The organism is Chryseobacterium ginsenosidimutans (assembly GCF_024807225.1).
Classification (GTDB): Bacteria; Bacteroidota; Bacteroidia; order Flavobacteriales; family Weeksellaceae; genus Chryseobacterium; species Chryseobacterium ginsenosidimutans.
The window spans coordinates 1,038,713-1,060,737 of sequence record NZ_JANUCO010000001.1 but is presented as its reverse complement, the minus strand read 5'-3'; the positions used below and the strand labels follow the sequence as shown (position 1 = coordinate 1,060,737).

General features: G+C 41.4%; 3 protein-coding genes, 4 tRNA genes, 5 rRNA genes and 1 pseudogene. 1 reads left to right on the top strand and 12 read right to left on the bottom strand.

Features of this window, described 5'->3' with window-relative positions; translation table 11 throughout:
• Window positions 1-18: 18 nt before the first annotated feature.
• The 4 genes from J3D55_RS05180 to J3D55_RS05165 all read right to left on the bottom strand — a co-directional run bounded on the left by J3D55_RS05180 (window position 19) and on the right by J3D55_RS05165 (window position 5,130).
• A 23S ribosomal RNA gene (locus J3D55_RS05180) occupies window positions 19-2,779 on the bottom strand.
• A 367-nt stretch (window positions 2,780-3,146) separates the two neighbouring features.
• A tRNA-Ala gene (locus J3D55_RS05175) sits at window positions 3,147-3,220 on the bottom strand.
• Window positions 3,221-3,310: 90 nt separating this feature from the next.
• Window positions 3,311-3,384, bottom strand: a tRNA-Ile gene (locus J3D55_RS05170).
• Between the two features lie 228 nt (window positions 3,385-3,612).
• Window positions 3,613-5,130 (bottom strand): 16S ribosomal RNA (locus J3D55_RS05165).
• The 16S and 23S rRNA genes sit together here with 2 tRNA genes alongside, the layout of an rRNA operon.
• A gap of 658 nt (window positions 5,131-5,788) precedes the next feature.
• Between J3D55_RS05165 and J3D55_RS05160 the strand changes: the two genes are divergently transcribed.
• Window positions 5,789-5,914 carry a hypothetical protein gene (locus J3D55_RS05160; RefSeq protein ID WP_259128653.1) on the top strand — a complete coding sequence of 42 codons (126 nt, stop codon included), beginning with the start codon at window positions 5,789-5,791 and terminating at the stop codon, window positions 5,912-5,914.
• A 1,725-nt stretch (window positions 5,915-7,639) separates the two neighbouring features.
• Here the strand turns inward: J3D55_RS05160 and rrf are convergent.
• The 8 genes and pseudogenes from rrf to sov form a co-directional block, all read right to left on the bottom strand.
• A 5S ribosomal RNA gene (gene rrf, locus J3D55_RS05155) occupies window positions 7,640-7,747 on the bottom strand.
• A 147-nt stretch (window positions 7,748-7,894) separates the two neighbouring features.
• Window positions 7,895-10,655, bottom strand: a 23S ribosomal RNA gene (locus J3D55_RS05150).
• Between the two features lie 365 nt (window positions 10,656-11,020).
• Window positions 11,021-11,094: transfer RNA gene (locus J3D55_RS05145), tRNA-Ala, on the bottom strand.
• Window positions 11,095-11,184: 90 nt separating this feature from the next.
• A tRNA-Ile gene (locus tag J3D55_RS05140) sits at window positions 11,185-11,258 on the bottom strand.
• A 228-nt stretch (window positions 11,259-11,486) separates the two neighbouring features.
• Window positions 11,487-13,004: ribosomal RNA gene (locus J3D55_RS05135) — 16S ribosomal RNA — on the bottom strand.
• Window positions 13,005-14,090: 1,086 nt separating this feature from the next.
• A complete protein-coding gene (locus J3D55_RS05130; RefSeq protein WP_259128651.1) occupies window positions 14,091-14,417 on the bottom strand; it encodes a VanZ family protein in 327 nt (108 codons plus the stop codon).
• 25 nt (window positions 14,418-14,442) lie between these two features.
• On the bottom strand, window positions 14,443-14,820 hold the full coding sequence (gene gcvH / locus J3D55_RS05125; RefSeq protein WP_259128650.1) for a glycine cleavage system protein GcvH: 378 nt from the start codon (window positions 14,818-14,820) through the stop codon (window positions 14,443-14,445).
• A gap of 111 nt (window positions 14,821-14,931) precedes the next feature.
• Window positions 14,932-21,982: pseudogene (gene sov / locus J3D55_RS05120) on the bottom strand (T9SS outer membrane translocon Sov/SprA).
• Between the last annotated feature and the right edge of the window lie 43 nt (window positions 21,983-22,025).

Below are 22,025 nucleotides of genomic sequence, written 5' to 3'. Positions count from 1 at the left end.
ATTAAGCGTTGCCAATTAGGCTATAAATCTACGGGTAATTAGTACTACTCGGCTATGCTGTTACCAACTTTACACCTATAGCCTATCAACGTTGTCATCTCCAACGACCCTTAAAAGATGTCTCATCTTGAGGCGAGTTTCGCACTTATATGCTTTCAGTGCTTATCTCTTCCAAACGTAGCTACTCAGCGGTGCTCCTGGCGGAACAACTGATACACCAGAGGTTTGTTCAAATCGGTCCTCTCGTACTAGATTCAAGCCCTCTCAAACATCTAACGCCCGCAATAGATAGAGACCGAACTGTCTCACGACGTTCTGAACCCAGCTCGCGTGCCACTTTAATGGGCGAACAGCCCAACCCTTGGGACCTTCTCCAGCCCCAGGATGTGACGAGCCGACATCGAGGTGCCGAACCTCCCCGTCGATGTGAGCTCTTGGGGGAGACTAGCCTGTTATCCCCGGAGTACCTTTTATCCTATGAGCGATGGCCCTTCCATACGGAACCACCGGATCACTATGTCCTGCTTTCGCACCTGATCGACTTGTAGGTCTCACAGTCAAGCACCCTTATGCCATTACACTCTACGCACGGTTACCAAGCGTGCTGAGGGTACCTTTGAAAGCCTCCGTTACTCTTTTGGAGGCGACCACCCCAGTCAAACTACCCACCACGCAATGTCCTTCTAAAAGAAGTTAGGCTCCAAGTAAGTAAAGGGTGGTATTTCAACGTTGACTCCACAAACACTAGCGTGCCTGCTTCAAAGTCTCCCACCTATCCTACACATTACTTACTCAAAGTCAATACGAAGTTATAGTAAAGGTTCACAGGGTCTTTTCGTCCCATTGCGGGTACTCGGCATCTTCACCGAGACTACAATTTCACAGAGCTCATGGTTGAGACAGTGCCCAGATCGTTACACCATTCGTGCAGGTCGGAACTTACCCGACAAGGAATTTCGCTACCTTAGGACCGTTATAGTTACGGCCGCCGTTTACTGGGGCTTCAGTCAAACGCTTCGCATTGCTGCTAACGCCCTTCCTTAACCTTCCAGCACCGGGCAGGTGTCAGACCCTATACAGCATCTTTCGATTTAGCAGAGTCCTGTGTTTTTGATAAACAGTCGCCTGGGCCTCTTCACTGCGGCCAGCATTGCTGCTGGCGTCTCTTCTTCCGAAGTTACGAGACTATTTTGCCTAGTTCCTTAACCATGATTCACTCTAGCACCTTAGGATTCTCTCCTCGACCACCTGTGTCGGTTTTGGTACGGGTTGCTTCACTTCGGCTTTTCTTGGAAGCACTTTCCTTACAACAACTTCGCCCGAAGGCTAGGTCTTGACTATTCCGTCAGTCTCCAGTAAGTACGGCACTCCGTCCCCTTTTTAGTGTGAGCAAGTATGGGAATATTAACCCATTGTCCATCCACTACCCCTTTCGGGTTCGCGTTAGGTCCCGACTAACCCTCAGCTGATTAGCATGGCTGAGGAAGCCTTAGTCTTTCGGTGAGCGGGTTTCTCGCCCGCTTTATCGTTACTTATGCCTACATTTTCTTTTCTATACGCTCCACAATACCTCACGATACTGCTTCCGTGCGAATAGAATGCTCTCCTACCAGATATAACCCAACGGTTATAAATCCATAGCTTCGGTATTCTGTTTATGCCCGATTATTATCCATGCCGGACCGCTCGACTAGTGAGCTGTTACGCACTCTTTAAATGAATGGCTGCTTCCAAGCCAACATCCTAGCTGTCAATGCAGTCCAACCGCGTTGCTTCAACTTAACAGAAATTTGGGGACCTTAGCTGTTGGTCTGGGTTCTTTCCCTCTCGGACATGGACCTTAGCACCCATGCCCTCACTGCCGTGGAACATTTATTAGCATTCGGAGTTTGTCAGGAATTGGTAGGATTTGACTCCCCCGCATCCAATCAGTAGCTCTACCTCTAATAAACTTATACACGACGCTGCACCTAAATGCATTTCGGAGAGTACGAGCTATCTCCCAGTTTGATTGGCCTTTCACCCCTACCCACAGGTCATCCGAAGACTTTTCAACGTCAACCGGTTCGGTCCTCCACTCTGTGTTACCAGAGCTTCAACCTGCCCATGGGTAGATCACAAGGTTTCGCGTCTAATCCTACTAACTAACCGCCCTATTCAGACTCGCTTTCGCTCCGGCTCCGGACCTGAAGTCCTTAACCTCGCTAGTAAAATTAACTCGTAGGCTCATTATGCAAAAGGCACGCCGTCACCCAACTTGTGGGCTCCGACCGCTTGTAGGCGTACGGTTTCAGGTTCTATTTCACCCTTCTATTCGAAGTGCTTTTCACCTTTCCTTCACAGTACTTGTTCACTATCGGTCTTTCAGGAGTATTTAGCCTTGGAGGATGGTCCCCCCATATTCAGACAGGATTTCACGTGTCCCGCCCTACTCATTTATCATCTAAATATACCTTTCAAATACGGGGCTATCACCCTCTATGGCTGTTCTTTCCAGAACATTCTTTTAAATATATAAAGACTTTTGGGCTAATCCGCGTTCGCTCGCCACTACTTACGGAATCTCTTCGATTTCTTTTCCTCCGGGTACTTAGATGTTTCAGTTCTCCGGGTTTGCTCTCCTTGCGGAGTGACAGGTCTTCAACCTGCCGGGTTGCCCCATTCGGACATCTCGGGATCAATTCGTGTGTGCCAATCCCCCGAGCTTTTCGCAGCTTACCACGTCCTTCTTCGCCTCTGAAAGCCTAGGCATCCGCCATACGCCCTTAACGATTTCTTTCCTAATTATTAATTAGTTCAGTATTTTTTTGCTCAGTATTACTACCAAGCTATTTTTTGTAAACTCAAACGCTTAATTGCGCTCGGTTTTCTCTTTGTGATATTTTTACCGTTAATGTCAATGATCTTTATGCTTTCTCAGGCTTAATCCGCAAATATTGTTTTTGGCTCTATCTGCTTTTTTAATTCTAAACCTTCAAATTACTGTTAATTGAATAACAATGTGGAGAATAAGGGAGTCGAACCCTTGACCTTCCCGATTCATCGGGATGCTCTAGCCCCTATCGGCTAAAATCCTTTGTTTATTTTTTAAATAACTTCTATTCTTGTTACATCGCTGTAACTTTTTCATTACTTTTCAGTAATTGTGGAGAATAAGGGAGTCGAACCCTTGACCTCCTGCGTGCAAGGCAGGCGCTCTAGCCAGCTGAGCTAATTCCCCCTCTAGTTGAGTGTACGAGTCAGAGGGTCGGAGGGTTTGAGTGTTAACTCATCTTCTCTTATACTCTAAAACTCTCTTACTCAAAATTAGTAGTCTCGGGCAGGCTCGAACTGCCGACCTCTACATTATCAGTGTAGCGCTCTAACCAGCTGAGCTACGAGACTTCATTTTTTAGTTGTTGGTTGTTGGTTTTTAGTCATTAGTCTAAAACTAATTCCTAATAGCTAAACCTCGAACTTCTTTAACTAAAATCTCTCTTCCCTGTTACTAATTTCTAGTGGGTTTTGTATTTTTTAATATATCAACCAAATAAAAAACTAAAGCATGAACTTTAAGCAAGTACATGGTACATTGAAGTACCTTAATTTTGTTTATCGTCTAAAGACGCTCTAAAATGAGATGTTCCAGCCGCACCTTCCGGTACGGCTACCTTGTTACGACTTAGCCCTAGTTACCTGTTTTACCCTAGGCAGCTCCTATTACGGTCACCGACTTCAGGTACCCCAGACTTCCATGGCTTGACGGGCGGTGTGTACAAGGCCCGGGAACGTATTCACCGCGCCATGGCTGATGCGCGATTACTAGCGATTCCAGCTTCATAGAGTCGAGTTGCAGACTCCAATCCGAACTGAGACCAGCTTTCGAGATTCGCATCCAGTCGCCTGGTAGCTGCCCTCTGTACTGGCCATTGTATTACGTGTGTGGCCCAAGGCGTAAGGGCCGTGATGATTTGACGTCATCCCCACCTTCCTCTCTACTTGCGTAGGCAGTCTCACTAGAGTCCTCAACTTAATGCTAGCAACTAGTGACAGGGGTTGCGCTCGTTGCAGGACTTAACCTAACACCTCACGGCACGAGCTGACGACAACCATGCAGCACCTTGAAAATTGCCCGAAGGAAGGTCTATTTCTAAACCGATCAATTCCCATTTAAGCCTTGGTAAGGTTCCTCGCGTATCATCGAATTAAACCACATAATCCACCGCTTGTGCGGGCCCCCGTCAATTCCTTTGAGTTTCATTCTTGCGAACGTACTCCCCAGGTGGCTAACTTATCACTTTCGCTTAGTCTCTGAAACTTAAAGTCCCAAAAACGAGTTAGCATCGTTTACGGCGTGGACTACCAGGGTATCTAATCCTGTTCGCTCCCCACGCTTTCGTCCATCAGCGTCAGTTAAAACATAGTGACCTGCCTTCGCAATTGGTGTTCTAAGTAATATCTATGCATTTCACCGCTACACTACTTATTCCAGCCACTTCTACTTTACTCAAGACCCGCAGTATCAATGGCAGTTTCATAGTTAAGCTATGAGATTTCACCACTGACTTACGAGTCCGCCTACGGACCCTTTAAACCCAATAAATCCGGATAACGCTTGCACCCTCCGTATTACCGCGGCTGCTGGCACGGAGTTAGCCGGTGCTTATTCGTATAGTACCTTCAGCTTTCCACACGTGGAAAGGTTTATCCCTATACAAAAGAAGTTTACAACCCATAGGGCCGTCGTCCTTCACGCGGGATGGCTGGATCAGGCTCTCACCCATTGTCCAATATTCCTCACTGCTGCCTCCCGTAGGAGTCTGGTCCGTGTCTCAGTACCAGTGTGGGGGATCACCCTCTCAGGCCCCCTAAAGATCACAGACTTGGTGAGCCGTTACCTCACCAACTATCTAATCTTGCGCGTGCCCATCTCTATCCACCGGAGTTTTCAATAATAACTGATGCCAGTCATTATATTATGGGGTATTAATCTTCCTTTCGAAAGGCTATCCCCCTGATAAAGGTAGGTTGCACACGTGTTCCGCACCCGTACGCCGCTCTCAAGATTCCGAAGAATCTCTACCGCTCGGCTTGCATGTGTTAGGCCTCCCGCTAGCGTTCATCCTGAGCCAGGATCAAACTCTCCATTGTATGTTTGTCTGACTCACTCAAAGTTTTTTAATACGCTTTAGTTTTTCCTTACTTGGTTGTATATCTATTTTTCAATGATCTCTTTTCTTTCGCTTTTTACAATACCTAATGTTCTGTCGTTTTCAGTATCGATTTGCGTGTGCAAAAGTAAAACTTTTTTCCTAATTGACCAAATGTTTTTTGAAGATTTTTTAAAGTTTTTTAAATAACCCTAACCCCTCTATTCAACACCCAATCACCTACTCCTGCGCTCCCGTTTTACCGGACTGCAAAGATAAGAATCTTTTTTATATTCGCAAATTTTATTTACTAAAATTTGGATTATATTTTCAAGCTAATATCCTATAACAATTATATAATATAACATAATCATTATATAGTAGTGTCTTTAATTTTATGCCTACCTAAAGGCTCTTCTACGCTACTGACATACTCTCGTTTTCAGTGGGGCAAAAGTACATCCTTTTACCCTCACCATCCAAATATATTTAACATAATGTTTACTTTTAATTCATATTTAATCCTAAGTCTCTGACTTTCTGAGAGAATAATTTTAAACTAATGTTTGTTAATTTTATGGGAAGGGAACAGGGTCGGAGAGTTTGAGAGTTTGAGTGTGGGAGGGTTCTAAGGTTTATGGCATATAAGTGTTGAAGAGTTGGAAGGTTTGAGAGCTTTTGGAAGTGCAAAGGCGAGAGCTTTATTAGGGATAAGAGTTGAAGAGTTGGAAGGTTCGAGTTTGGGAGAGTCGGAGGATTTGAGATTATTAAATGGAAGGATATGAAACTTTTTGTTTTAAAATTGATGAGTTCGAGTCTTTATCTTAGAATTTGGGAGTTCGAGCGTGTGAAGATTGGAGTTTTAAGAGCATACGCATTGAAGAGCTTGAGAGTTTAAGAAGTGGAGAACTTGAGGAAGAGCTGGCGGAGGAATTGAGTGTAGAAGGACTTGAGGGTTTGAGGGTGTAAGGAGAAGTAGCGGACGGATTGGATATTTTAAAGTTTGCAGGTGGGAGGGTTTTGAGATTGAAGAAAGAGAGATTTAAGATGGTAAATGGGAAAAGATCAGGAGTGATCGTTTTTTGGTCAATAGCAGAAGAAGCTTCTTTTGGAGAAGTTTAAACATTTAAAAATATTTTCAAATAATAATTTTTTAAGTTTTCCGGATATGGGGTTGGCTATTCATTAATTAGTTGGAAGAGGAAAGAAAAAATTCGAAGAAGTTGATCTATATAAAAGAAGTTGAATAAGAGAAGAATGATTATTTCCAGCGGTATGATCCGGGGAATGATCTTGAAAAATTGTTTGAAGCTTTTTAAGTTAAAGCAATCAAATATAAGTTTTGGCTAAAGCCTTTTGCTGAGTTCTTATTCAAAGCAGGCTGAAGCCCGCCCCTATTGATGGAACAGCAAGCGCTTCTTAAATTCTTGCTCTCTATTTATAAGGAAGTATTCTTGTTCCTCTATAATCAAAAAGTATAACGTTATAAAGGATGAGTTTTTTTGGTGGTACATTATATTTTTATTTTCCCACAGATGACACAGATTTGCACAGATGTTGGAGGATTCTTTTATTAAAAAGATAATATATTGCTTTCTCGCAATGACATAAAGCATAGCATTTAGCATTTAGCATTTAGCATTTAGCATTTAGCATTTAGCATTTAGCATTTAGCATTTAGCATTTAGCATTTAGCATTTAGCATTTAGCATTTAGCATTTAGCATTTAGCATTTAGCAAAAATAATTGAGTGGGTAAAAATCAACAAAGAAAAATCAATTTTTCTACAAGAGATTCATGTTTAAAGAAGAAAAAACTCTCGTAGATTATACGGATTAAGCAGATTTTCTATTGATTGGAAAATTATATTTTTTAGATAAATTTAAAAAGAGCTTATTCTTCGAAGTAAAATGCAAATACAAAAAAATGTAAAAAATTGCTTTAGATCCTTTCAGGCTCACAAACTTTGTGGAGATTTTGGAATGTGGAAAGATAGATATGGAAGTTAATATAAATATTCTGCTTTATATTGATCGTCATTAAATCTTGAGATCTTTTCATAATCGATACTAATGGCTGCGTTTTTCATTTTCCCACAGATGACACAGATTTGCACGGATTTTTGAGTCTATTTATTAGGAAGATACATATTGTAAAGAAAAAAAAGTTTTCGCAGATTATACGGATAAAGCGGATTTTCTATTGATTAAAAAATTATATTTTTAGATAAATTAAAAATATTCTCAAACATCTGTGCAGATCTGTGTCATCTGTGGGAAAATAAAAGACTAATGTACGGATTCATTGAGATTATTTTACTTCAACAAACTCAGTCTCGGTTTTGCTATACTCTTGCAATGACAACCCAACGATCAACTATCACCTATCAACGATCAACAAACTTACTGATTGCGTATTACCTATTACCCATTACTTATTATTCATTACTCATGCTTATGGTGTAAAACGAAAAAAGTCTCATACATTACTGTATGAGACTTTTAAATAAAAACTGGCGGCGACCTACTCTCCCGCTTTCGCAGTACCATCGGCGCTGGTGGGCTTAACTTCTGTGTTCGGAATGGGAACAGGTGAGCCCCACCGCTAAAACCACCCTAAAGGTTGTATATAAGATATCAGAGCTTAGATTTCAGATTTCAGACTTTTAGGTCTTGTATCTGATGTCTTGTATCTGACATCTATTTTATCGATAAAAACATTCACAAAGAGAGAACCTTGATTGCGCAATTAAGCGTTGCCAATTAGGCTATAAATCTACGGGTAATTAGTACTACTCGGCTATGCTGTTACCAACTTTACACCTATAGCCTATCAACGTTGTCATCTCCAACGACCCTTAAAAGATGTCTCATCTTGAGGCGAGTTTCGCACTTATATGCTTTCAGTGCTTATCTCTTCCAAACGTAGCTACTCAGCGGTGCTCCTGGCGGAACAACTGATACACCAGAGGTTTGTTCAAATCGGTCCTCTCGTACTAGATTCAAGCCCTCTCAAACATCTAACGCCCGCAATAGATAGAGACCGAACTGTCTCACGACGTTCTGAACCCAGCTCGCGTGCCACTTTAATGGGCGAACAGCCCAACCCTTGGGACCTTCTCCAGCCCCAGGATGTGACGAGCCGACATCGAGGTGCCGAACCTCCCCGTCGATGTGAGCTCTTGGGGGAGACTAGCCTGTTATCCCCGGAGTACCTTTTATCCTATGAGCGATGGCCCTTCCATACGGAACCACCGGATCACTATGTCCTGCTTTCGCACCTGATCGACTTGTAGGTCTCACAGTCAAGCACCCTTATGCCATTACACTCTACGCACGGTTACCAAGCGTGCTGAGGGTACCTTTGAAAGCCTCCGTTACTCTTTTGGAGGCGACCACCCCAGTCAAACTACCCACCACGCAATGTCCTTCTAAAAGAAGTTAGGCTCCAAGTAAGTAAAGGGTGGTATTTCAACGTTGACTCCACAAACACTAGCGTGCCTGCTTCAAAGTCTCCCACCTATCCTACACATTACTTACTCAAAGTCAATACGAAGTTATAGTAAAGGTTCACAGGGTCTTTTCGTCCCATTGCGGGTACTCGGCATCTTCACCGAGACTACAATTTCACAGAGCTCATGGTTGAGACAGTGCCCAGATCGTTACACCATTCGTGCAGGTCGGAACTTACCCGACAAGGAATTTCGCTACCTTAGGACCGTTATAGTTACGGCCGCCGTTTACTGGGGCTTCAGTCAAACGCTTCGCATTGCTGCTAACGCCCTTCCTTAACCTTCCAGCACCGGGCAGGTGTCAGACCCTATACAGCATCTTTCGATTTAGCAGAGTCCTGTGTTTTTGATAAACAGTCGCCTGGGCCTCTTCACTGCGGCCAGCATTGCTGCTGGCGTCTCTTCTTCCGAAGTTACGAGACTATTTTGCCTAGTTCCTTAACCATGATTCACTCTAGCACCTTAGGATTCTCTCCTCGACCACCTGTGTCGGTTTTGGTACGGGTTGCTTCACTTCGGCTTTTCTTGGAAGCACTTTCCTTACAACAACTTCGCCCGAAGGCTAGGTCTTGACTATTCCGTCAGTCTCCAGTAAGTACGGCACTCCGTCCCCTTTTTAGTGTGAGCAAGTATGGGAATATTAACCCATTGTCCATCCACTACCCCTTTCGGGTTCGCGTTAGGTCCCGACTAACCCTCAGCTGATTAGCATGGCTGAGGAAGCCTTAGTCTTTCGGTGAGCGGGTTTCTCGCCCGCTTTATCGTTACTTATGCCTACATTTTCTTTTCTATACGCTCCACAATACCTCACGATACTGCTTCCGTGCGAATAGAATGCTCTCCTACCAGATATAACCCAACGGTTATAAATCCATAGCTTCGGTATTCTGTTTATGCCCGATTATTATCCATGCCGGACCGCTCGACTAGTGAGCTGTTACGCACTCTTTAAATGAATGGCTGCTTCCAAGCCAACATCCTAGCTGTCAATGCAGTCCAACCGCGTTGCTTCAACTTAACAGAAATTTGGGGACCTTAGCTGTTGGTCTGGGTTCTTTCCCTCTCGGACATGGACCTTAGCACCCATGCCCTCACTGCCGTGGAACATTTATTAGCATTCGGAGTTTGTCAGGAATTGGTAGGATTTGACTCCCCCGCATCCAATCAGTAGCTCTACCTCTAATAAACTTATACACGACGCTGCACCTAAATGCATTTCGGAGAGTACGAGCTATCTCCCAGTTTGATTGGCCTTTCACCCCTACCCACAGGTCATCCGAAGACTTTTCAACGTCAACCGGTTCGGTCCTCCACTCTGTGTTACCAGAGCTTCAACCTGCCCATGGGTAGATCACAAGGTTTCGCGTCTAATCCTACTAACTAACCGCCCTATTCAGACTCGCTTTCGCTCCGGCTCCGGACCTGAAGTCCTTAACCTCGCTAGTAAAATTAACTCGTAGGCTCATTATGCAAAAGGCACGCCGTCACCCAACTTGTGGGCTCCGACCGCTTGTAGGCGTACGGTTTCAGGTTCTATTTCACCCTTCTATTCGAAGTGCTTTTCACCTTTCCTTCACAGTACTTGTTCACTATCGGTCTTTCAGGAGTATTTAGCCTTGGAGGATGGTCCCCCCATATTCAGACAGGATTTCACGTGTCCCGCCCTACTCATTTATCATCTAAATATACCTTTCAAATACGGGGCTATCACCCTCTATGGCTGTTCTTTCCAGAACATTCTTTTAAATATATAAAGACTTTTGGGCTAATCCGCGTTCGCTCGCCACTACTTACGGAATCTCTTCGATTTCTTTTCCTCCGGGTACTTAGATGTTTCAGTTCTCCGGGTTTGCTCTCCTTGCGGAGTGACAGGTCTTCAACCTGCCGGGTTGCCCCATTCGGACATCTCGGGATCAATTCGTGTGTGCCAATCCCCCGAGCTTTTCGCAGCTTACCACGTCCTTCTTCGCCTCTGAAAGCCTAGGCATCCGCCATACGCCCTTAACGATTTCTTTCCTAATTATTAATTAGTTCAGTATTTTTTGTCTAATATTACTATTAAACTATTTTTGTAAACTCAAACGCTTAATTGCGCTCGGTTTTCTCTTTGTGATATTTTTACCGTTAATGTCAATGATCTTTATGCTTTCTCAGGCTTAATCCGCAAATATTGTTTTTGGCTCTATCTGCTTTTTTAATTCTAAACCTTCAAATTACTGTTAATTGAATAACAATGTGGAGAATAAGGGAGTCGAACCCTTGACCTTCCCGATTCATCGGGATGCTCTAGCCCCTATCGGCTAAAATCCTTTGTTTATTTTTTAAATAACTTCTATTCTTGTTACATCGCTGTAACTTTTTCATTACTTTTCAGTAATTGTGGAGAATAAGGGAGTCGAACCCTTGACCTCCTGCGTGCAAGGCAGGCGCTCTAGCCAGCTGAGCTAATTCCCCCTCTAGTTGAGTGTACGAGTCAGAGGGTCGGAGGGTTTGAGTGTTAACTCATCTTCTCTTATACTCTAAAACTCTCTTACTCAAAATTAGTAGTCTCGGGCAGGCTCGAACTGCCGACCTCTACATTATCAGTGTAGCGCTCTAACCAGCTGAGCTACGAGACTTCATTTTTTAGTTGTTGGTTGTTGGTTTTTAGTCATTAGTCTAAAACTAATTCCTAATAGCTAAACCTCGAACTTCTTTAACTAAAATCTCTCTTCCCTGTTACTAATTTCTAGTGGGTTTTGTATTTTTTAATATATCAACCAAATAAAAAACTAAAGCATGAACTTTAAGCAAGTACATGGTACATTGAAGTACCTTAATTTTGTTTATCGTCTAAAGACGCTCTAAAATGAGATGTTCCAGCCGCACCTTCCGGTACGGCTACCTTGTTACGACTTAGCCCTAGTTACCTGTTTTACCCTAGGCAGCTCCTATTACGGTCACCGACTTCAGGTACCCCAGACTTCCATGGCTTGACGGGCGGTGTGTACAAGGCCCGGGAACGTATTCACCGCGCCATGGCTGATGCGCGATTACTAGCGATTCCAGCTTCATAGAGTCGAGTTGCAGACTCCAATCCGAACTGAGACCAGCTTTCGAGATTCGCATCCAGTCGCCTGGTAGCTGCCCTCTGTACTGGCCATTGTATTACGTGTGTGGCCCAAGGCGTAAGGGCCGTGATGATTTGACGTCATCCCCACCTTCCTCTCTACTTGCGTAGGCAGTCTCACTAGAGTCCTCAACTTAATGCTAGCAACTAGTGACAGGGGTTGCGCTCGTTGCAGGACTTAACCTAACACCTCACGGCACGAGCTGACGACAACCATGCAGCACCTTGAAAATTGCCCGAAGGAAGGTCTATTTCTAAACCGATCAATTCCCATTTAAGCCTTGGTAAGGTTCCTCGCGTATCATCGAATTAAACCACATAATCCACCGCTTGTGCGGGCCCCCGTCAATTCCTTTGAGTTTCATTCTTGCGAACGTACTCCCCAGGTGGCTAACTTATCACTTTCGCTTAGTCTCTGAAACTTAAAGTCCCAAAAACGAGTTAGCATCGTTTACGGCGTGGACTACCAGGGTATCTAATCCTGTTCGCTCCCCACGCTTTCGTCCATCAGCGTCAGTTAAAACATAGTGACCTGCCTTCGCAATTGGTGTTCTAAGTAATATCTATGCATTTCACCGCTACACTACTTATTCCAGCCACTTCTACTTTACTCAAGACCCGCAGTATCAATGGCAGTTTCATAGTTAAGCTATGAGATTTCACCACTGACTTACGAGTCCGCCTACGGACCCTTTAAACCCAATAAATCCGGATAACGCTTGCACCCTCCGTATTACCGCGGCTGCTGGCACGGAGTTAGCCGGTGCTTATTCGTATAGTACCTTCAGCTTTCCACACGTGGAAAGGTTTATCCCTATACAAAAGAAGTTTACAACCCATAGGGCCGTCGTCCTTCACGCGGGATGGCTGGATCAGGCTCTCACCCATTGTCCAATATTCCTCACTGCTGCCTCCCGTAGGAGTCTGGTCCGTGTCTCAGTACCAGTGTGGGGGATCACCCTCTCAGGCCCCCTAAAGATCACAGACTTGGTGAGCCGTTACCTCACCAACTATCTAATCTTGCGCGTGCCCATCTCTATCCACCGGAGTTTTCAATAATAACTGATGCCAGTCATTATATTATGGGGTATTAATCTTCCTTTCGAAAGGCTATCCCCCTGATAAAGGTAGGTTGCACACGTGTTCCGCACCCGTACGCCGCTCTCAAGATTCCGAAGAATCTCTACCGCTCGGCTTGCATGTGTTAGGCCTCCCGCTAGCGTTCATCCTGAGCCAGGATCAAACTCTCCATTGTATGTTTGTCTGACTCACTCAAAGTTTTTTAATACGCTTTAGTTTTTCCTTACTTGGTTGTATATCTATTTTTCAATGATCTCTTTTCTTTCGCTTTTTACAATACCTAATGTTCTGTCGTTTTCAGTATCGATTTGCGTGTGCAAAAGTAAAACTTTTTTCCTAATTGACCAAATGTTTTTTGAAGATTTTTTAAAGTTTTTTAAATAACCCTAACCCCTCTATTCAACACCTAATCATCTACTCCTGCGCACCCGTTTTACCGGACTGCAAAGATAAGAATCTTTTTTATATTACCAAATTTTATTTACTAAAATTTTGGATTATATTTTCAAGCTAATATCCTATAACAATTATATAATAGTATACAATCATTATATAGTAGTGTCTTTAATTTTATGCCCATCTAAAGGCTCTTCTGCGCTACTGACATACTCTCGTTTTCAGTGGGGCAAAAGTACATCCTTTTACCCTCACCATCCAAATATATTTAACATAATATATTGATCCAAATGCTAATTGTGGGAAAGTATTCAACTTAAACAATTGATATATTATAGCTTATGTCTTTATATATACTTATCCACATTATTCGAATTATATAGAACGGTTCTTTGAAAGTGGTTTTATGATGGTAAAATAGGGGTTGGGAAGTTTGAGAGTTGGAGTGTCGGAGGGTTTGAGGGTGTAAGGAGTGGCTCAAAGCATGGGGAATTGTTGTGGGTGTTTATTTATTGTAGGTTTGTGAGAGGTTGATGTTGTTTTTTGGGGAGAGAAAAATTGATAGCGTAGATTTTGATGACTGTTGGTCATATATTATACAATGTCATAGCCCCGATAGAAACGGCATCCTTTTTTGTTGCGGGCGCAGCGAAGCGGAGACCGTGACAAAAAAGATACAGTGGAGAGCGGGAAATAGCTTCGGAAAAAATTATTAATTATTAATGATGAATTGTGAATGGGTGGATTTCTCCTTCGGCGAAATGACAAGCTGTGTCGGAAAGTGTTGTTGTGAAAGTTTGGGATTGCTTCGTCGCTTCGCTTCTCGTAATCCCAAGAAAAAAGCAGAGGTAATTACCCTACTCCATTAGAAAAAACGTTTGACTAACATCTTATATATATAATAGCCTATCAAACAACCAATGGTGTCTGCGACGATGTCTAAGGTTTCCATAGATCTTCCTAAACCCATTTCTTCCTGAAGAATCTCTGTAAGGAAGGCATATATAAGGATGATCTGAAAAAAGTAAGAAAATTTGATTTTCGGGAAAGCAGCAATGAAAAAGAAACCCAATGCCGCAAATATGCTTAAGTGTAGCACTTTGTCGATGCCGCTGAACATAAACCAATATTCAGTATTCTCTTCACCCGGCTTGAGGAGCATATAAGTAAGAAATGCCCAATAAATGGGCAAGATCTTACTACATATTTTTGAAATACTATCCAATGATAGCTTGGTATTCTTCAGCAGAAAGTAATTCTGAATGATCTGCACCTTCAGCAAGTTCTAATTTGATGATCCATCCGTCTCCATAAGGATCTGTATTCAACAATTCGGGTTGAGCTTCTAATCCTGAATTAAATTCAATAACTTTTCCTGCAATAGGTAAGAATAAATCTGAAACTGTTTTTACAGCTTCTACACTTCCGAAAACCGCACCTCCTTCAAGATCGTCATCTACAGTATCTACATCTACATAAACGATATCTCCCAATTCGCCTTGTGCGAAGTCTGTAATACCGATTGTAGCTACGTTACCTTCAATCTTGATCCATTCGTGATCTTTAGTGTACTTTAATTCTGATGGTGTGTTCATTTTTTAATTTTTATTTTTACAAATGTATTCAAAATAATACAAGGTTCAAATATCGGATATAAAAAAATGTCCCTCAAAATTGAAGGACATTTAAATTTATTTTAGTTCTAATTAGAAACCTCCTGAGTCTCCGAATGTAAACGTTGCAGAAATACCTGCTCTAACCGTTGACAATGGGAATGCTGTTGAGATTTTATACTTAGAAGTCATCTGTTCGTAGAATACTTTTAAGTTTAAGTTTTCGGAAACGTTGTAGTCTGCGGAAACTTTAATGTTCATTAATCTCTGACCTCCCGTAATCTGTGAATCATCCAGCAAAATATTCGTAATACTTGTTTTACTGTCTCTCAATGAGAAATCTCCTCTGATATTAAGATCGCTACCTTTTCCTTTCCCTCTTCCTCTCACATTATTCGTTCCCAGTCTGAAGTTTCTGATGATATATCCTACTCTTACCACATATTCACTGTTTGAATCTTCTGTCAACGTATGGTTTACCAATCCTAACAATAATGTTCTTAATCTGTTGTACTGAATACCGAACTGAATATTGTTTCTCATCGTCATATCTACCCCGATAAGTGGTGAGAAGTTTCTCCACATAACCCACCTGAGCGAAAGTAAACGGATTGATATAATCATCATTAATATCTCTTCCGGAGCTCGTTAATGAATTCAATCTGTTGAAGTAATCGATACTCGACTGGATTCCTGTTGCGGTATACGTTGCCTGATAAGAATGTAATAGATCAAACTTAGAGAACTGCCCGTTAATAATCGGAACGTTTCTCAATCCTGAATAAGTGATCTTCCAGTTTGGAATCGGAATTCCTGCTTTCTTAGGATCACCCAATAATTTTGGAGCTTTACCTTCTACTGCTGCTCTAAATGCAGGAATTAAAATATATGCATTTGAAATTCCGTATCCGTCTTTAAATCCGTCCGGCTGCAGAGCTCCCGGCATTTGTTGAGATAATGTTCTCGCATTTTCTCTGATTGCCTGATAAACCGATGCACCATCTTTAAATGCTGTTTTCAATAAAATGACAGAGTTTGAATACGTCACTAAATCATTTGCAAAAGTATAGTTAGGATTTGCCACTCCTGTATTCGGATCTCTATAATTGAAACCGGTATGCGTAAAGTTTCTGTTATAATTATGCAATACGCTCATATCAATTCTAAGATCGTTCATCGGCATCACCTGCAAATTCGCACGCAACTCCCGTGTTGACATTCTGACGTAAGGATCTGTCATAAATTCTGAATCACTTACCCAGCCGTTTTCAATTACTGTTCTTCTGATATCGGCTTGTGAACCAAATAGGAATCCGATGGTAGGTCCTCCTAAAGTCTGTCCTGAACCATACCAATTCGGAGCAGATAATAATCCCGGAAGTACCGTTCCGTTGTTTTCAGAATAATTAACATCCAATTGCTTGATTGATGTCAACAGATACGCCAAGCTCTGAAGCGGAGTTAATCTGTTTTTAAACTTATATGTTTTATAAGCATATTTGTTTTTCTCCCATTGCTGAGTGTAAACATTGTTTAATGAATCAACCTCCTGCTTACGTTTTTGAAGTTTAGCCGAAACATTTTTGAAATATTTAAACTGACCAAAGAACTTCGTGAAGTCTGCCGTAGCCGTCGCCTGAATTACATTCGTATTCTGACCAATTGATCCTAAACTTCCGTCTGGACTTGCCAATAAAACAGTAGATCTTGCATTCCAGTTATACGTAAATCCGTAACCCAATTCTGCATCGATGAAATCTAAATACGGAAGATACTGGAATGGCAATTTATAATTCAGCTGTACCCTGTGATTGTATAATACAGGTCTTCCGGCTCTGAAAACATTTCCGAAAATTGAATTATTATCCATCATGTTTACATCCATATTATCATTCAGCGTTCTTGTTGCAGAATTGATTTCAAGCTTTAAGGATTTTGTGAAATTAAATCCTAAACCATACTGCCATCCAAAATAGAAGTTTCTGTTTTTAATCGCACCGAAGTCATCTCCGTAATTTCCGCTTAAGATAGCATCGATATTTCTAAACTCTAATTCGTTGTAATTTCTGTCAACCTCCGTTCTGAAAGAGAATCTTGTCGGGATCGGATTAAAGTTGAATTCTTTTACCCATTTTAAATATTTCGTAGACTTCGCCGTATCGCTGATCATTTTGTTAAATGGTCTTATCACCCACGGTTTGAAAGTATAGTTGTAATCTACATATCCTCTCAAATACTGTCTGTAATTTCTCTTTGTGTAAATATCTCTGTAGAAATCATCATTATAAACCGCCGTTACCGAAATGTTTTCCACATCATAGAACTTTGGTTTTTTATTAGGATTCATTCTTTCTTTGTGCATATTTACAACCCCAAGACTTCTTTGCTGAGTGTATGTTCTTGCTACTTTTTTCAGCTGCTCTTTGTTAGCCGCTTTATTAAACTCAACATCCGTATCCAAAGGATTGTACTTCGGATCTTCGATGGTTTGAGAATATGAGTAGTTCAACGGAATCTTAACTCCACTTTTTGCAGGCAAGAATTTATCAACATTAATTGCCGTATTGATACTGAAAGCTGACTGAGTCGACTGACTTCTTTCTGCCGGTTTAGAATCGATATTTCCGAAACCTACCGAAGTATAAGAAGCACTTGTATTCACGGTTGCAAAATCTCCAAGGTTGAAGTTTAAACTTGCATTTCCTGCATAACCGCCGTCGTTTTCGATTTCAGAAAGACGGATTTCGTTTACCCAAAGAACTCTGTCAATAGCAGCAGTTGTTCTATCTCCCCCATTTCTGATCCCTAAAACAATAGTAGTAACATTTCCTAAACTTGGACGCCCTTTGATGTAAATACTTTTAAAGGTATTCCCCGGATCAAAAACATTATCTTTTGTTCTCAAAATAATATTATTAGGGAAATTTTTATCTCTTCTGATTTTTGCATCTACAAAATCCTGAATATTTAAATCCACGTCATTCTCCATAGGCCAGATTTCCATTGGTGCGGTAGCTGTTCCTGGAGTAATTTTTAGAGAAGCTTCATACTCATAATAATTATCTGTTGCATCACTTCCTAAACGGATGAAGAATTTAGTTTTCTCATCAATCTGCCCAATGGCTAGATCACTACTTGTAGGATCAGGATGATGAGCATGTACAAAAAGTTTTAATTTTTTATACCTTCTCATATCCAAAGCAGTATTCTTAAACACCCCTCTTGCTTCAGCATGTAATTGCGTCGCTTTCATGTATAAAGAAGCTTCATTCTGTCTTTGTGCACCTGCATTTCCGCTTAGAATTTGTCTGTCGATTCCCGGAGGCAATACATAAGGAGGTTGGTTTAATGCATTTTCTTCAATATTTACACTTCCTACTTCAAAATTATCATTAAGCGCTGTACCACCTGCAGTTCCCTCTTCAGGAGAAGTTACCGTTTCACTGAAGATCTTATTCGGATATTTTCTCCAGTCTGATCTTACAAGATCCATTGTTCCGAATCTTAAGGTAGAAGTCTGGTCGAAACCTTTTAATAATAATCTCGCAAATCTTACATTGTTAAGAACTGAAGGATCATGATCTCCCGCATCGGTAACATATTTTGAAACCGGAATTCTGAACAAGTACCATTTTACCTGAGCTTTTTGTTGATTTTGGAATGTTGCTTCAACAGTTTTTACATCAACAATATTATTTGATCCTAAATTTAAACTTCCCTGAGCTAAATCTACTTCATATTGATTATAGCTTTCACTCTGGTCTAAGTTGTAATCTTTATTGATATCTTCTGAATCCGGAGTCTGTGAAGCCACTTCCAGAGAATTACTCTGAGAGTTTCCTTCCGGACCTCTGAAATATTTATATCTCTGAATAAGCGAAGAAGCCTGATTTCCTGTGAATTTATTAGACAAATAGAATACAAAGTCATCAATAGCAGGATCGGATAAACCTGTAACCGGGTTGGTAAATGTATTTCCAAATAAAGCTGCTTCCTGATCTGAGCTTAAACCATCATACCCAACATCCTGCGCCACTCTGTCTGCACCTTCACTTGAGAAAGCATACAAAATTGGCGGTTGTTTAGGCTGAGTTCCCCAATTCGAACTCGTCGTTGTAGAAGCAGTTGATGGAGTCGGTAAGCCGTTTTCATACTGCATCTGTCCATCCTTCAAAATATCTTCTGATACGTTACCTAGCTGTAATAAAAGTTTTGGAGCTGCACCCAATGTATTTCCATCTGCATAAGGATCCATCATCCAGAATTCTACATATTCGATATTTGAACTTACAAAGTTGGAAACCGTAATCGGTCTCATAATCCCTGCCCATCTTTGCTGTGTGGTTTCAGGATTTACATTAGAGTTATAAGGTCCTTTTTCTGCAGGATAATATGAAATATCGAAAGTATTGGTATAAGTCTGCTCACCCGCAACAAAATCTCTATTGTTGAAAATTTCAGAGAACAAAACTCTTCTTGATGCGTGGTTTGATACAGATTGTGGTGTAATACCTGTAGGAGCTTTCCCTCCTACTCCATAGAATCTAGGATCGATATTATACCAAGATAATAGACCTCTTCCGTATCCTTCTGATCTGTCATTATTTTTACCGGCTCCCTGGAAAAGAGGATCACCCTGGTTTTTTTCAGGTTTTGAAGCTAAGCTCCAAGCTGTAGGTTCTTTTAATGTAATTTTTGAAGTTGTCTGTTCAAAATCATCGATATAAGACTGGTCGTTGATTCCTTTATTTAAGCCCGGAAGTAAATACGCTCCTTCCATTTTGAAATTCAGATTGGATGGTGCTTCTGTATTGACCAGCGGAATTTTATCTGTTAATCTCGTCAGGAACGGAAGCTGGTTGTTGTACATCAAATTGATTCCAGCCATTGTATTGTTCACGGCTTCCTGACCATAACTTACTTTTTGAGTAAGCGGAGATTCGGAATAATTAACAACAGTTCCGCCCAAAATAAAGTGCTCATTAAATCTTCTTTCTAAATTTAATCCTAAGAATCTTTTTCTCTGCGTATTAAATGTTAATTGATTTTCTAATGAAATATTAATTGCCTGACCCGATTGTTTTACCTGATCATTAATAATCGTCACTGTACCCAGTAAATAATCTACGGTATAGTCGATCCCTTCTGTCAGCTGAACTCCGTTTGCCGAAACTTTTACCGAACCTTGAGGAACGTTCACAGCACCCAAAGAAATACCTTGTCCCTGCGTTCCTTTGTAACGCCCTTCAATGGTATATCGCTGTGCTAAATTACTTGATGTGGCAACCTGTTTCTGTTGGGTATAAAGGTCAGAAAATACATATTGAGGATCATTACTTCCGATCACATTCTGAATAAAGCTACCAAACGGCTGAACTTTTGTAAAGATCACTCTTCCCGTTTCGGGTCTTACAGTAATTCCGTTGACAAAGTCAAAAATACCGTCACCGGTTGTACTTCCATTATTTTGTAAATCGCCGTTGGCATTTAGTCTGTCCCAGTTTAATAATTTAATCAAAGGAACATTATTCACCTGCGGATTATTAGCAACAGGAAGATAGTTTACCTTACCTCCGGATTGCGGATCTCTATATAAAACATTCAAGATAAATCCGTCCTGATTTACCTGTCCTGCATCCAGAGAATAGATGTTTTTCATCATCAAATTCCACATTGGGGAAGAAGTCTTCACCGTTGTATTCGGCTTCAAAAGCTTGGTCATTAGCACCGTACTTTCTTCCGAGAATTCCCCTACTTTATACACCTGATTGCTTCCATTCACTGTATAGGAGAATGAGACTCCTAAAAGCTGGTTATCATTTAATTTTTGATTTAATGAAATGTATCCTAACTGAGGCTGTAATGTATATTCATTAGCACTTAATCTTCTTGCTTTTTTGTTAAAAATAAAGTGTTCTCCATCCACATAAGTTTCCGTACCTCCGGAAGCAACAGGAAGATTCCCTCCTTTTACTGCGGTGTAAGCGGTACTTGCATCTCTTAATCCCGGTAATCCGTTGATGGTAGAATACAGACCAAAACCAGCCTGATTATTGTCCGGAAGAACTCCCGGCGCATCCCCTAAATCTCGGATACCGACGATACTTTTCTGATATTGTAGATTGCTGTTCCCTTGATCCAGAACCCAAACTTCTAATCTTGTGATACTGATTTTTGAGTTGATCTGAGGATAATTTAATAATGCATTATCATAATTATCAAGGAAATAATGTCCTAAAAAGTAGTGTTGATTATCTTCATAGTCGATCGCATTCAACTTGAAATTATTCATCACACCACCACCCTGAACGGTAATATTTCTGGCTTCACCCTGTTGTTGTGAAAGCACTACAGTTCCGTACGTTTTACCCAGCTGGAACTCGGTTTTCACCCCGAATAAAGACTGAGAACCACGTATCAAACTGGTTGAAAGTGGCATATTCACGTTACCGAATTCTATTCTTTTAATGATTTTATCTTCACCTCCTGCGCTTGGCTTATCCACATCATTCAACCCTTTTTGCTGAAGATCTTTCCAGCTTCCTTTTGCCTGCCAAACCAAATTCATTCGGTTTTCGAAAGCAAAACCACTTTGGGTATCATAATTGGCTTTCAGCTGAAGGTTTTCTCCCACTTTTCCAATTAAACCCAATTGAATTCTCTGGTCGATATCGAAGGTAAAACTTGTTCTGTTTTGAGGTAAAATTAAGGGGTTATCAATCTTCTGGTACAATCCTGCAAAATCAAAAGCAGCGTATCCTGAAGGGATAATTTCGATCTTATTGCTTCCGAAAATGGTCTCGAAAAGCCTGTTGTTGATCGTCAAAGAAGGAATCAACCCTTTTCTTGCCGCATCGCTTTTATCTTTCCTGAACATCAGACTGTATCGGTCTGCTTTCTCCTTATAGTAAGCCTTGGTCTGAGCCGTCATCATGAACTCCTTATAATCTTCGGGAGACATGGCTGTCGGTGGTCCGGTAATTGTATTTCCCACCTTAGGATATACGAAATACATCCCGGTTTTTATGTCGTAATAGGCTTCAAACTGTGTGGGATCGGCCAACTGATAGTCTTTCTTTATGATTGCGGTATCACGCACTGGTGCTGCAGGTCGCCGCCTCTGTGCAAATGTACTTACCGACATACAGAGGAACGACAGGAACAGAAATGTATTTAGATACTTATTA

What these genes read in the sequence shown, in the direction of transcription:
- gcvH (WP_259128650.1), bottom strand. Translation starts at nt 14,820, where the DNA reads ATGAACACACCATCAGAATTAAAGTACACTAAAGATCACGAATGGATC.